The sequence below is a fragment of the Martinezella hainanensis genome, assembly GCF_900094555.1.
GTDB lineage: Bacteria > Pseudomonadota > Alphaproteobacteria > Rhizobiales > Rhizobiaceae > Rhizobium > Rhizobium hainanense.
In genome coordinates this window covers 268,625-281,189 of sequence record NZ_FMAC01000008.1, presented here as the reverse complement: position 1 = coordinate 281,189, position 12,565 = coordinate 268,625, and the positions used below count along the sequence as shown (strand labels likewise).

Sequence of the window (12,565 nt, the reverse complement as noted above, 5' to 3'; positions counted from 1 at the left end):
CCTTTCGTTACGTTTCAGACAAGCCAAAGGTAGCTCAAATTCGGGCCGATGCAAGGGGGGCGATCCATTGGCGCTTCACACTTCTTGTCGCATCGAAATCTCTTCCGCTGCCAAATCTCCGGTCAAAGCCCTGTGGCATCGGGCTTCACGAAGAAAATGTTGCGATGCGAAATGTGATCGGACGAAGCGTCAAATATCTGTCATGTTGCAGATCGCGGCATGGAAAATTAAGACTTTATTACCCATTCTGCATAAACAATCGTCCAAGATTTGCCATTCTCCCGCGGGACAGGAAGACAGCGGGAATCGGAGAGAAGACGCATGTGTCGCTGGGCAGCCTATCGTGGAGACCCCCTCTATCTGGAGGAGCTGGTGTCTTCGCCTGCCCATTCCCTGATCGAACAATCCCATTGCGCCACCCGCGCCAAGACGGCGACCAACGGTGATGGTTTCGGCATCGCCTGGTATGGCGATCGGCCGGAGCCCGGCCGCTATCGCGATATCCTGCCGGCCTGGTCCGATTGCAATCTGAAGAGCCTGGCGCGGCAGATCCGTTCGCCGCTCTTCCTCGCCCACGTCCGCGCCGCCACCGGCGGCGGCACGCGGCGCGACAATTGCCATCCCTTCGTCTTCGAGAACTGGTCGTTCCAGCACAATGGCCAGATTTCCAATTTCGACCGCCTGCGCCGGCCGATGGAAGCCATGCTCGACGACCGGTTGTTCCATGCCCGCAGCGGCACCACCGATTCCGAACTGCTCTTCCTGCTTGCGATACAGTTCGGCATGACCACCAATCCGATCGCCGCGATGGCAAAAGCCATCGGCTTTGTCGAGGGGCTGTCGCTGCATCTGACTGGCTCGGTGCTGGTGCGCTTCACGGCAGCATTCTCCGACGGCAAGTCGCTCTATGCCATCCGCTATGCGACCGACCGCAAGGCGCCGACGCTCTATGCCTCGCCCGTCGGCACAGGCAATTGTCTGGTTTCCGAGCCCTTGAACGACGATGTCGACGCCTGGCGCGAGATCCCCGATGGCAGCGCCGTCATGATCGATGATGCCGGCGTCCACGTCACGCCCTTCCAGCCGGAAGAGCGAGCAGCCGCAGAGCGCCAGCCGATAGCCGCTATTCCTGCGTAAACTGAGCTGCGATCAGTGCCGCGAGCCGTACGGCCACCTCATCCTTATCGAGATCGGGCCACTGTTCGACGCCATGGTGGCTGATGATCTTCACGCGGTTGTGTGTGCCGCCCATGATGCCGGTCGCGGGTGAGACGTCGTTGGCGACGATGAAGTCGGCACCCTTGCGCTCCAGCTTCGTGCGGGCATTGCTCTCGACATCCTGCGTCTCGGCGGCAAAGCCGACGACGAGTTTCGGCCGCTGCGTGTGGTGGCCGACCGTCTTCAGAATGTCGGGGTTTTCCGTCAGGGCCAGCGTCGGGATCGACTCGCCCGGATGCTTCTTGATCTTCTGGTCGGATGCCGAGGCGACGCGCCAGTCCGCGACCGCCGCCACCATCACGGCGATATCGGCGGGAAGGGCCGCAAGTACTGCGTCGCGCATCTCGTCCGCCCGCTCGACATGCACGACCTTGAGGCCAACCGGATCGGGTATGGTGACCGGGCCGGAGACGAGGGTAACATCGGCGCCAAGGGCGGCAAGCGCTGCCGCAATCGCATGGCCCTGCCGTCCAGACGAACGGTTGGCGATATAGCGCACAGGGTCGATCGGCTCATGCGTCGGCCCCGAGGTGACGATCACCTTCTTGCCGGCAAGCGGCTTGGCACCGTCATCCAGCCGACGTTCGACGGCTGCGACGATATCGAGCGGTTCGGCCATCCGGCCTGCGCCGCTCTCGCCGCTTTCGGCCATCTCGCCCGTCATCGGACCGACGAAGGCGATACCGTCGCCACGCAGCGTCTCGACATTGCGCTTCGTCGCCGGATGCGCCCACATCTTCGGGTTCATGGCGGGGGCGGCAAGAACGGGCCGGTCGGTGGCAAGCAATATGGTCGAGGCAAGATCGTCTGCCAGCCCGTTGGCCATCTTGGCGAGCAGGTTGGCCGTCGCCGGCGCGATCAGCACGAGATCGCAGTCGCGCGCCAGCCTGATATGGCCGACATCCTGCTCATCCTGGCGCGAAAACAGATCGGTAAAGACATGGTCGGCAGCGAGAGCTCCCACGGCAAGCGGCGTGATGAACTCCTGCGCGCCCGATGTCATGACGGGCCGCACACTCGCGCCGCGTTCGCGCAGCCGGCGGATGAGATCGAGGCTCTTATAGGCCGCGATCCCGCCGGAGATGATGAGAAGGATGCGCTTTCCTGCGAGAACCATGCCTGAACCCGTCGCCTGTTCTTTTGCTCGCAAGCCTAAGCCTTTGGCGTGTCATAGGCAATCGCGGCATTCTCTCATTGCGGTTGTGAGCTGTCCTTTCTTGCCATTTCCGGCAGACGATCACATCGCCCTCACGCCCTTGTCATTTGCGCGTACCCTTGGTCTCGACAAAGGTGAACACGTTAACGACCAAAGGAGCAACGCCTTGAAACTGATGAAAGTCGCGATGATCGCCCTGCCAATCCTGGCCGCTGCCATGCCGGCCTTTGCCGAGCGTGCCTATTCGCCGCAAGAGCAGAAGAACAAGGAGATCGTTCTGGATTTCTATCAGAAGGCGCTGAACGACAAGGATTTCGACGCGGCCTCCAAATATCTCGGCAAGTACATCCAGCACAATCCGATGGCCGCCGATGGTCCCGAAGGACTGCGCGGCTTCCTCGAATACCTGAAGAAGAACTATCCGCAGTCGAAGAGCGAGATCAAGCGTGTGATGGTCGACGGCGATTATGTGATCCTGCGCGTCCACGCCATTCGCCAGCCGGGCGATCGCGGCAGCGCCATCGTCGATATATTCCGCGTCGAAGACAACAAGATTCAGGAGCATTGGGATTCTGTCCAGCCGATCCCCGAGACGTCGAAGAACAACAATACGATGTTCTGAGTGGAAGGGCCGAAGGGGAAGTAAGATCTGCGGCCCTTTCTCATCCATTCAAAGCATTCCGACGACATTATCCCGCACCCATTTCCTGCTTGCTGGATCATGTCCGTATTCCGACGTTGCCGGCGCGATAATTGCGTCGGCAAAACGCGCGGTCAGGTCCGCGTAATCGAGAGGCCGCCGTCGACAAGCGAAGCCGTACCGCTGACGAAGCTTGCGTCATCGGAGGCGAGGTAGAGGACCGAGCGTGCAATCTCTTCAGGGCCGGCAACGCGCTTCAGCGCATGCAGATTGGTTATGAAGGCCTGCTTGTCGGCCGTATCGTTCATTTCACGGTACATATCGGTATCGACCGCGCCCGGCAGGATGGCATTGACGCGCACATTCTGCGGGCCAAATTCGGCGGCGAGCGTCTGGGTTAGCCCGATCAGGCCGGACTTGCTGGCGGCATAGGCGGCAACGCCGGGGAAGCTGACCGTATGGCCGACGAAGGTCGACGTGAAGATCACGGAACCACCGCCATGCTTGACCATTTCACCAATCTGGTGCTTGGCGGCGAGAAACGACGCGGTGAGGTTGATTGCCAGCGCATCGGCAAAGCCTGCCTCGGAAACCTCGGTGCTCGGACCGGCCTCGCCGAGCGTACCGGCATTGTTGAAGGCAATATCGAGCTTGCCATAGCGCTCGACCGCAAGGGCGACCAGCGCCTTGTGGTAGTCTTCCGAGCGCACATCGCCGGCCAGTACGGCGGCTTCACCGCCGACAGCCTTGATCTCGGCGGCAAGGCTTTCCAGCTCTGCGGCGCGGCGAGCGCCGACGACAACTTTTGCGCCTTCGGCAGCGAAGAGCTTTGCCGTGGTGCGGCCGATGCCGGAGCTGGCACCGGTGACGATTGCGACTTTTCCATTCAAGCGGTTCATTGTTCCATCTCCTGTGTGAGGATGTGTCTTTCGGTTTGTCCGATACACGGAAGATGGCCTTTTCCGATCGTTCGGATTAGTCTGTAAATAATGGAGTTCGAATTCGGAATCGCCGAACGATGTTGAAAATCGAGGGGATCGTAACATTCGTGACCGTAGCAGAGGCCGGTTCGATCAGCGAGGCGGCACGGCGCCTGCGCCTGTCGAAATCCGTCGTCAGCGAGCGCCTGTCGGATATGGAGAAGGCGCTGGGGGCAACCCTGCTTCACCGTACCACGCGTAAGCTGACCCTGACGGAGGATGGCACCGCCTTTCTGCAGCGCGCGACCCGCATCGCGCAGGAGGTTCGCGAGGCCGCCGCCGATCTCGCCGAACGGCGCGGCACATTGATGGGGCCGCTGCGCATTGCCGCGCCCGTCACCTTCGGGCGCCTGCATCTGGGGCCGGCCCTCTATCCGTTTCTTGCCGAGCATCCGCAGATCGAACTGACGCTCGATCTCGACGACCGCCGGGTCGATGCCGCCTCGGATGGCTATGACGCGATCATTCGCCACGGCCTGATTGCCGACTCGCGCCTTGTCGCATGGAAGCTCGCCCGCAGCCGCCGTCTTCTCGTGGCATCGCCGGATTATCTCAGCCGTCAGGGCAAACCCGCATCGCTCTCCGATCTCGAAGATCATCGCGGTATTTTTTATACCAACCGCGGCGTCGCCGACTGGCGTTTCGAGGGGCCGGATGGCGCTGTCGTCATTCGTGCGAAGCTGGCACTCGGCGTCAACAACGGCGATGTCCTTCACGATGCAGCGATCGCCGGGCTCGGCATTGCGTTGCTGCCGGCCTTCATCGCTGACCCCTCGGTCAAGCAAGGGCGGCTTGTCGAAATCGATGTCGGCTATCGGCCCGAGCCGGAATTCATTTTCATGGCCCATCCGGAGGGGCGAAATCCCTCGGCCAAGCTCCGCGCGATGGCCGATCATCTGAAGAAGGCTTTTGGTGATCCGCCCTATTGGGAGCGGGGCGCGTAACTAAGCAATCAGGCTCATAAGATTGGCGATGACGGGCGATTTCTGCGCCTTAAGACTGGCAAGGCCGAGACGCGCCACGACCGGCGGCCCATCGATCTGACGATATGCGACGCCGTCGAGCTTGATCTGCGCAATCGAAGCAGGAACGATGGAAACACCGAGATTGGCGGCGACGAGATTGACGACGGAGGGGATCTGCGGCGCTTCCTGCGTCACCACGAGGTCGAAGCCTGCCTCGCGGCAGGCCGCGACAATATCGTCATAGAGGCTGAGCCCCACCATGCGCGGGAAGAGAATGAAGGGCTCGCCCGCGAGCGCTGCGATCGGCACGCGCTCCTGACTTGCTAGCGGATGATGGGCCGGCAGCGCAATCAGCATCGGCTCGTCGGCAAAGCGCTTCAGCCGCACATCTCTGGGATCTTCGAGGCCTGGGCGAATGAAGGCCGCGTCGATCTCGCCGCGCATCAGCCGCTCCATCAGCGCATTGGTGTTCATCTCGGTCAGCGATAGCCGCACCTCCGGCCAGTGACCCCGAAACTCGCGGATGGTTGATGTGACGATGGTGTTGAAGGCGGAGGATGCGGTGAAGCCGAGGGAGAGGCGTCCGATCTCGCCGCGATTGGCGCGCTGGGCGGCAAGCTTTGCCTTTTCCGCCGCGTCGATTGCCGTTCGCGCTTCGGCCAGAAAAGCCTCGCCGGCAGCCGTCAGCTCCGCGCCATGCGGGACGCGGTGGAACAGTTGCGCGCCCACCTCGTTTTCCAGGTCCCGGATCTGTTGGCTGAGCGGCGGCTGGCCGATGCCGAGATTGGCCGCGGCGCGGGTGAAATTCCCCACTTCCGCAAGCGCCAGAAAATAGCGGATATGACGTAGCTCCATCGCTATCTCCAAAAGCTATTGAGATCGCCTGTTCCATATATTGGACTAATGAAGCGGACCTGACTAGATTCCGGGGCAAGAAAGGTTGGGTGCCCCCATGTTTCGCGCCGCTAGACAGCAGGCAATCACTGCTTCCGAAGTTCCGTCCAGTCCCGAATTGACACTCGTCAGGAGCGAGCCGCCGGCCGAGTCTCGCCAATTCCTGACGCGCGGCACGCCCGCCTTCCGCCGCGCGACCATCGCGCTGTTTCTCTCTGGCTTTGCCACCTTCTCGCTGCTCTATTGCGTGCAGCCGCTGATGCCGATCTTCTCTCAGGATTTCGGTGTCACGCCCGCCGCAAGCTCGCTGTCGCTGTCGCTTTCGACCGGCTTTCTCGCCTTTGCGATCTTCGGCGCCGCGGCCGTTTCCGAAAGCCTCGGCCGCCGCAGCCTGATGTTCATATCGCTGCTCGGCGCTGCCATCTGTACGATCGTTTGCGCGGTGTCTCCGAGCTGGCACATGCTGCTCGCTGTCCGTGCGCTTGAGGGCTTCCTTTTGGGCGGCGTCCCCGCCGTCGCCATGACTTATCTGGCCGAAGAGATCGAGCCGCGGGGCCTCGGCGGCGCCATGGGTCTCTATATCGCCGGCAACGCCTTTGGCGGCATGGCCGGGCGCGTCGTGACGGGTACAATCGCGGAATATCTGAGCTGGCGACCGGCGCTGGCAACGGTCGGCATTCTCGGCCTGATCGCCGCCGTCGGCTTCCTTTATCTGCTGCCGCCGTCGCGCAATTTCACCCCGCGCAAGGGCTTCGATGCCGCCTTTCACGTAAAGGCCTGGGGCGGCCACTTCGGCAATACGGCGCTGCCATTTCTCTTTGCCATCGCCTTTCTTGTCATGGGCTCCTTTGTCACGGTCTATAATTATGCCGGCTTCCGCCTGGTCGCCGCGCCTTATAATCTCAGCCAGACCGAGCTGGGCCTGATCTTCACCGCCTATCTCTTCGGCATCGTCGCATCCTGGGCCGCGGGCCTGCTTGGTGATCGCATCGGCCATTTCATCGTGCTGCCGATTGGCGTGCTGATCGCAGCGCTTGGGGCGGCGGTGACGCTCTCCAGCTCGCTGCCGCTGATCATTCTCGGCATCGTTCTGGTGACGATCGGCTTCTTCATGGCGCATTCCGTCGCCAGTGCGTTGGTGGGCCGGCTTGCCCACGGCTTCAAGGGGCACGCCTCCTCGCTTTACCTGCTGGCCTATTATCTCGGCTCCAGCATCGCCGGTTCGCTCGGCGGCTACTTCTGGCTTGCCGATGGCTGGAATGCCGTGGTTGCCTTCATCCTCATCATGCTGGCACTATGCCTCGTCAGCGCTCTTGCCGTTGCTAGGCTGGCGCGTCGTTGAGACCGGAGGCCGCCATGATCCGCATCGACCATCTCGATCATCTGGTGCTCACGGTCGCGAGCATCGATGAGAGCTGCGATTTCTATGCCCGCATCCTCGGCATGGGTGTCGAAACCTTCGGGGAGGGCCGCAAGGCCCTGACCTTCGGCAGTCAGAAGATCAACCTGCACCGCGCAGGACATGAGTTCGAGCCGAAGGCCGAGCGGCCGACGCCGGGCTCCGCCGATCTCTGCTTCATCAGCGCCACGCCGCTCGATGACATCATCGCTCACTTGCAGGCCGAGGGCGTAGCGATCGAGGAAGGCCCCGTGCGCCGGACCGGCGCAACCGGTCCTATTCTCTCGGTCTATTTCCGAGATCCGGATCAGAATCTGATCGAAGTATCCAACATCGTTTTCTGAAATCGCACGCTGCAGGCGCTTCTTGACATCACTCGCTTGCGGCCTATATTAAACCTATAAGTTAATTAACTGATTGGTTTAGAAAGTCGCATGGACACTTTGAGCATCACCCTCTCGGCCCTTGCCGACCCGACCCGCCGGGCAATCCTGGCGCGGCTGGCGAATGGCGAGGCATCCGTTTCCGAACTGGCCGAACCTTTCGACATGTCGCTGGTCGCTGTCTCCAAGCATCTGAAGGTGCTGGAAAAGGCCGGCCTGATTTCGAAGGGGAGGGAGGCCCAATGGCGGCCCTGCCGGCTGGAGCCGAAGCCGCTCCGGCAGGTGGATGACTGGCTGGAGAGTTACCGCCAGTTCTGGAACGACAATCTCGATCGCCTGGAAGCCTACGCGGCACTATTGCAAAAGGGAGGAAAGAATGAACCCAGCAACTGAGGGCGGCAGCTTGCGCCCACCGCGCGAGATTGTGCTGACCCGCGATATTGCCGCGCCGCGCGCCCTCTTGTTTCGCCTCTGGACGGAGCCGGAACATCTGATGCGCTGGTGGGGACCGCAGACCACGACTGCCTCATCGGTCTCCGTCGACCTGCGGGAGGGCGGCGCCTGGCGGCATTGCATTCTGACGCCTGAGGGCAAGGAGTATTGGAGCCACGGTCGCTATCTGGAGATCGCCCCGCCCGAGCGCCTCGTCTTCACCTTCGCCTGGGAAAACCAGGAGGACAAGGCCGAGCATCCCATGCAGGTGACCGTGGAATTTCAAGAGCTTGGCGAGAAGACGCGCCTCGTCTTCCGCAAGGTCGAACTACCAGACGATATCGAACTGAGATTGCAGACCGGCGGCTGGGAACAGGCCCTCGACAAATACGTCGCCTACGCAGAAGCCACCTCAAGGGAAGGATGAGAGTGATGAAGAAAACCTATCATGGAAGTTGCCATTGCGGTGCCGTCGCTTACGAAGCCGATCTCGATCTGCAGGGCGGGACCTTCAAATGCAACTGCTCGATCTGCAAGAAGAAGCGCAATTGGCTGGCCGTCGCCACACCCGCCGACTTCCGGCTGACATCGGGCGAGGGCAGCATCGGCGAATACCAGTTCGGTCCGCGCATCCTGCATCACCTCTTCTGCAAGAGTTGCGGCATCAGCTCCTTCAACTGGGGTGAAAACCCTGCACTCGGCGGCAAGTTTTATGCGATCAGCGTCAGCTGCCTGGACGATACGACCGACGAGGAACTCGCCTCGCTTCCTGTGGGATATTTCGACGGCCGCGACGATCGCTTCGATCATGCCCCGGAGGAAACGCGCTATCTCTAGAGTATTTCCAGGAAAAGTGCGTAGCGGTTTTCCGTCCGGAATGCGTAAAGGAATAATAAGCTGGAGCATTTCAGCGATTCGAAGAAAAGCGGAAATGCTCTAGCCGCTCGGCAAGGACTCCCAGTCCTCGAAACGCAGCTGTCGAATGCGCTGAAATTCCCTGACATTGTGCGTCACGAGGATCAGATCGCGGGCGATTGCCTGGCCTGCGATCAGAACGTCATAGGCGCCGATCGGTGTGCCAAGGAAAGCAAGGGCAGCGCGAATTTCACCGGCCACACGGGCATCTTCCTTGTCGAAATCCAGCGTCTCGAACTGAAGAGCTTCCACACGCGCAAGGTTCTCGGCAACACGCTGGCCTTTGTAAGCGCCATAGAACAGTTCGTGCGCAACGATGGCCGGAATGGCAAAGTCCTGTGGCTTGTGTCTGCGAAGTTCACTCATGAAGCCGGAGTGTCCCTTCATCAAGGCGATGACGGCATTGCTGTCGAGCAGATACTTCACTTGAAAATATCCAACTCGGGGCGCTGCTGCTCAGCCGGCTCTTCCTCGGTCGCTTCCACGAAGTCTTGATCGACCGGCCCAGTGATCGCTTCCAGCCAATCCCAATCTTCCGCGATCGGCTCCAGAATGATTGATTTCCCCTGCCGGCGGATGCGCACTTCTTCGCCGTCGATACGGAATTCCTTCGGCAAGCGTACGGCCTGCGAGCGGCCGGACCAGAAGATTTTTGCGGTGTCCATGCCATAACTCCTTTGAGATATGACATTGATATATAGCAACGGCGCGGCGATTTCAATTCCAGGCGTTACGATCTGGCCTTCACCGCCAGCCAGATGACATGACGCGCGCCTGTCTTGCCGTTGGCGCGCGTATTGACCACCTCGGCTGCAAAGCCGCTGTCGCGCAGGCGTTTCGTGAAACGCTCGTCAGGTCCTGAAGACCAGACCGCGAGCACTCCACCGGGCCGCAGCGCATCGCGCGCTGCCTTGAGGCCCTGATAGTCGTAGAGCCCGTCATTGGCCTCTGACGTAATGCCATCCGGGCCGTTGTCGACATCGAGCAGAATGGCGTCGTAGGCCGCCTTGCGGGCGCGGATGAGCGGGCGCACGTCGCCCTCGTGAATGGCGACTCGCGGGTCATCAAGGCAGCCGTCGAAAACCGTCGCCATCGGCCCGCGTGCCCAGGTCACAACAGCCGGAACCAGCTCCGCGACCGTGACCTTCGCGTCCGCATCGAGTTCGCCGAGGGCCGCGCGCAAGGTGAAGCCCATGCCGAGGCCGCCGATCAGTATGTGCGGGGCCTTCCGGCCCTTGATCTTCTCGCAGGAAAGCGTGGCAAGCGCCCGCTCCGAGCCGCTCAGACGGCTATTCATCAGCTCGTTGGTGCCGAGCATGATGGAAAATTCCTGGCCGCGCTGCTTCAGGCGCAGCTCGCCGCCGCCAGGGATTTTCGCAGTATCGAGCAAAGTCCAGGGGATCACGGGCAACTCTCCAAAGCAATTCCGGGAAAAGCTTATAGCGGCTTTACGTCCAGAATTGCGTGTACAACAGGTCGTTACGAATTGCCCGGGACCATAGTCTTTCAGAATGGGTAAGAACAGACGCGCTTATCCCAAACGGATATAGGGCACATCCTTTTTCGCAACTTCGTCCAGCGCTTCCTCATAGCCGGCATCGGCGTAGCGCATCACGCCGAGCGCTGTGTCGTTGGTCAGCGCGTGATCGAGCCGTTCGTCGGCGGCGGTCGTGCCGTCGGCGACCACGGTGACGCCGCAGCTCGTCATATAGCCGGCATAGCCGCCGCCACCGGAATGGACGACGACGAGATCAGCCATGGACGAGCAGAGCATCATGGCGTCGATCAGCGGCCAGTCGGCGATAGCGTCGGAGCCATCCTTCATGCCCTCTGTCATGATGTTCGGATGTGCCATGGCGCCGGCATCGAGGTGGTCGCGTGAAAACGCGATCGGACCTTTGAGCTCGCCGCTTGCGACAAGTTCGTTGACACGGCGGGCAAGTGCGGTGCGCTCGCCATGGCCGAGCCAGGCAATACGGGCCGGCAGACCTTCGAAGGGCACGTGCTCACGGGCAAGCTTGATCCAGTTGGTGATGATCTTGTTGTCCGGGAACATTTCCAGAAGCAGATCGTCGATGCGGGCGATGTCGCTCTCCTCGCCGGAAAGCGCCATCCAGCGGAACGGGCCGATGGCGCGGCAGAAGAGCGGCCGCAGATAGGCTTCGGTGAAGATCGGGATATCGAAGGCGTTGGCAACACCGCCTTCCTTCGCCTGGGTGCGGATCAGGTTGCCGTTGTCGAAGACTTCGGAACCCTTTTTCTGGAAATCCAGCATGGCCTTCACGTGCTCGACGATCGAGGCGCGGCTTGCGGCCATCAGCTGGCCCTGACCGTCGTCGCGGAGATCCTTGACTTGGCTGAGGCTCATGCCCTTCGGCACGTAGCCATAGACGAGATCGTGGGCCGAGGTCTGGTCGGTGACGATATCGGGCACGATGCCGCGCCGCGCAATCTCGGGATAGATCTCGGCCGCATTGCCGACGAGGCCGACGGAAAGCGCCCGCTTTTCCTTGACGGCAGCATCGATCATCGCCAGAGCGGAATCGAGGTCCGGGGCGATTTCCTGTAGATAGCCGATTTCCTGGCGCTTCCTCGCGCGCTCCGCGTCGATGTCGACGCAGAGGATCGCGGCACCCGCCATACGGCCGGCGAGCGGCTGCGCGCCGCCCATGCCGCCGAGCCCGGCGGTCAGCACGAAACGGCCGAAGAGATCACCGCCGAAGCGGCGCTCGGCGATGCGCATGAAGATTTCGTAGGTGCCCTGGATCACGCCCTGGCTGCCGATATATTGCCAGGCGCCGGCCGTCAGGCCGCCCCAGCAGATCAAGCCCTTGCGCTGTAGTTCGTAGAACACCTCGGCCTTTGCCCATTGCCCGACGATGTTGCAGTTCGCCATGATGACGAGCGGTGCCTTGTCATGCGTGCGGATGAGGCCGATCGGCTTGCCGGATTGGATGAGCAGGGTCTGGTTCTCATCCATCTCGGTCAGCGCCTTGACGATGCCCTTATGCGCCGCCCAATTGCGGGCAGCCTTGCCGAGGGCTGCGTAGACGACAAGGTTGTCGGGATCTTCGCCGACCGAGAGCACGTTTTCGAGCAGGCGCAGCAGGGCCTCCTGCCGCCAACCCTTGGCACGCAGCTCCGGGCCGCCCGGAATGGGGAATTTCGGGTGACGTGGATTGGCTTTCGGCATGGATTTCCCTTCCCTATTTTCTTTGTTGTTTCGGTGGCCCGGCTATTTCGGCGGCAGGCCTTCGACGAAGTCCAGCGCGGCCAGAAGCAGCCGCTTGCGCAGCATGTCGTTGCCATAGGCTTCCGGCCCGGCGCGCAGCCACCCCTTCATCTCGCGGCCGCCCATCAACATGGTTTTGACGTCATGCTGCTCCAGCGCCCAGGCATCGTTGCCCTTGCCAAGGCGGATCAGCATCCCGTCGTCACGGGCGCCGCATAGGAGATGACCGTTGAGCAGAAAGGCCCAGCCGCCGAACATCGCTTTCCCGCTGAGCCCGGGTCGTTCCCCGAGTTCCTCTCTCAGCAATTCCTCGAGACCAGCATCACGGGCCATTCAAGCCTCCTGCGTTTT

At 61.4% G+C, this 12,565-nt stretch carries 16 protein-coding genes; 8 read left to right on the top strand and 8 right to left on the bottom strand.

The window, feature by feature from the left end; translation table 11 throughout:
- Positions 1 to 321: 321 nt before the first annotated feature.
- Positions 322 to 1,137: a class II glutamine amidotransferase gene (locus GA0061100_RS24705; RefSeq protein WP_075855462.1), complete on the top strand. Its 816-nt coding sequence runs from the start codon at positions 322 to 324 to the stop codon at positions 1,135 to 1,137.
- Here GA0061100_RS24705 and coaBC read toward each other — a convergent pair.
- Positions 1,124 to 2,335 (bottom strand): bifunctional phosphopantothenoylcysteine decarboxylase/phosphopantothenate--cysteine ligase CoaBC, encoded by a 1,212-nt coding sequence (coaBC, locus tag GA0061100_RS24700; protein WP_075855461.1) that lies wholly within the window; start codon positions 2,333 to 2,335, stop codon positions 1,124 to 1,126. The two genes, GA0061100_RS24705 and coaBC, sit on opposite strands and share 14 nt — an antisense overlap.
- A 214-nt stretch (positions 2,336 to 2,549) precedes the next feature.
- On the opposite strand from coaBC, the gene GA0061100_RS24695 reads away from it, so the two are divergent.
- Positions 2,550 to 2,996 (top strand): nuclear transport factor 2 family protein, encoded by a 447-nt coding sequence (locus tag GA0061100_RS24695; RefSeq protein WP_208621578.1) that lies wholly within the window; start codon positions 2,550 to 2,552, stop codon positions 2,994 to 2,996.
- Between the two features lie 152 nt (positions 2,997 to 3,148).
- Here the strand turns inward: GA0061100_RS24695 and GA0061100_RS24690 are convergent, their stop codons facing one another.
- Positions 3,149 to 3,913 carry an SDR family oxidoreductase gene (locus tag GA0061100_RS24690; RefSeq protein WP_075855459.1) on the bottom strand — a complete coding sequence of 255 codons (765 nt, stop codon included), beginning with the start codon at positions 3,911 to 3,913 and terminating at the stop codon, positions 3,149 to 3,151.
- Between the two features lie 119 nt (positions 3,914 to 4,032).
- Here GA0061100_RS24690 and GA0061100_RS24685 point away from each other — a divergent pair, with 119 nt between their 5' ends.
- Positions 4,033 to 4,938: a LysR family transcriptional regulator gene (locus tag GA0061100_RS24685; RefSeq protein WP_075855458.1), complete on the top strand. Its 906-nt coding sequence runs from the start codon at positions 4,033 to 4,035 to the stop codon at positions 4,936 to 4,938.
- On the opposite strand, the gene GA0061100_RS24680 is transcribed toward GA0061100_RS24685, so the two are convergent.
- Complete coding sequence (locus GA0061100_RS24680) at positions 4,939 to 5,814, bottom strand: LysR family transcriptional regulator (protein WP_075855457.1); 876 nt, start codon at positions 5,812 to 5,814, stop codon at positions 4,939 to 4,941.
- A 97-nt stretch (positions 5,815 to 5,911) separates the two neighbouring features.
- Between GA0061100_RS24680 and GA0061100_RS24675 the strand changes: the two genes are divergently transcribed.
- From GA0061100_RS24675 to GA0061100_RS24655, 5 genes are all read left to right on the top strand, one after another.
- On the top strand, positions 5,912 to 7,195 hold the full coding sequence (locus GA0061100_RS24675; protein WP_075855456.1) for an MFS transporter: 1,284 nt from the start codon (positions 5,912 to 5,914) through the stop codon (positions 7,193 to 7,195).
- 14 nt (positions 7,196 to 7,209) lie between these two features.
- The gene (locus GA0061100_RS24670; protein WP_075855455.1) at positions 7,210 to 7,596 is read left to right on the top strand and encodes a VOC family protein; all 387 of its coding nucleotides are present in this window, start codon (positions 7,210 to 7,212) and stop codon (positions 7,594 to 7,596) included.
- Positions 7,597 to 7,686: 90 nt separating this feature from the next.
- Positions 7,687 to 8,028 carry an ArsR/SmtB family transcription factor gene (locus GA0061100_RS24665; RefSeq protein ID WP_075855454.1) on the top strand — a complete coding sequence of 114 codons (342 nt, stop codon included), beginning with the start codon at positions 7,687 to 7,689 and terminating at the stop codon, positions 8,026 to 8,028.
- Positions 8,012 to 8,494, top strand: a complete 483-nt coding sequence (locus GA0061100_RS24660; protein WP_075855453.1) for an SRPBCC family protein — start codon at positions 8,012 to 8,014, stop codon at positions 8,492 to 8,494. Before GA0061100_RS24665 ends, GA0061100_RS24660 begins: the two co-directional genes overlap by 17 nt.
- A gap of 5 nt (positions 8,495 to 8,499) precedes the next feature.
- The gene (locus tag GA0061100_RS24655; RefSeq protein ID WP_075855452.1) at positions 8,500 to 8,904 is read left to right on the top strand and encodes a GFA family protein; all 405 of its coding nucleotides are present in this window, start codon (positions 8,500 to 8,502) and stop codon (positions 8,902 to 8,904) included.
- A 99-nt stretch (positions 8,905 to 9,003) separates the two neighbouring features.
- Here GA0061100_RS24655 and GA0061100_RS24650 read toward each other — a convergent pair whose 3' ends face one another.
- From GA0061100_RS24650 to GA0061100_RS24630, 5 genes are all read right to left on the bottom strand, one after another.
- Complete coding sequence (locus tag GA0061100_RS24650; RefSeq protein WP_075855451.1) at positions 9,004 to 9,408, bottom strand: type II toxin-antitoxin system VapC family toxin; 405 nt, start codon at positions 9,406 to 9,408, stop codon at positions 9,004 to 9,006.
- Positions 9,405 to 9,647, bottom strand: coding sequence for a type II toxin-antitoxin system antitoxin VapB (gene vapB / locus GA0061100_RS24645; RefSeq protein ID WP_075855450.1), 243 nt, complete (start codon positions 9,645 to 9,647; stop codon positions 9,405 to 9,407). Before vapB ends, GA0061100_RS24650 begins: the two co-directional genes overlap by 4 nt.
- Positions 9,648 to 9,712: 65 nt before the next feature.
- Positions 9,713 to 10,387, bottom strand: coding sequence for a spermidine synthase (locus GA0061100_RS24640; RefSeq protein WP_075855449.1), 675 nt, complete (start codon positions 10,385 to 10,387; stop codon positions 9,713 to 9,715).
- Between the two features lie 126 nt (positions 10,388 to 10,513).
- The gene (locus GA0061100_RS24635; RefSeq protein WP_075855448.1) at positions 10,514 to 12,175 is read right to left on the bottom strand and encodes a thiourocanate hydratase; all 1,662 of its coding nucleotides are present in this window, start codon (positions 12,173 to 12,175) and stop codon (positions 10,514 to 10,516) included.
- Positions 12,176 to 12,217: 42 nt separating this feature from the next.
- On the bottom strand, positions 12,218 to 12,547 hold the full coding sequence (locus tag GA0061100_RS24630; protein WP_075855447.1) for a TfoX/Sxy family protein: 330 nt from the start codon (positions 12,545 to 12,547) through the stop codon (positions 12,218 to 12,220).
- Between the last annotated feature and the right edge of the window lie 18 nt (positions 12,548 to 12,565).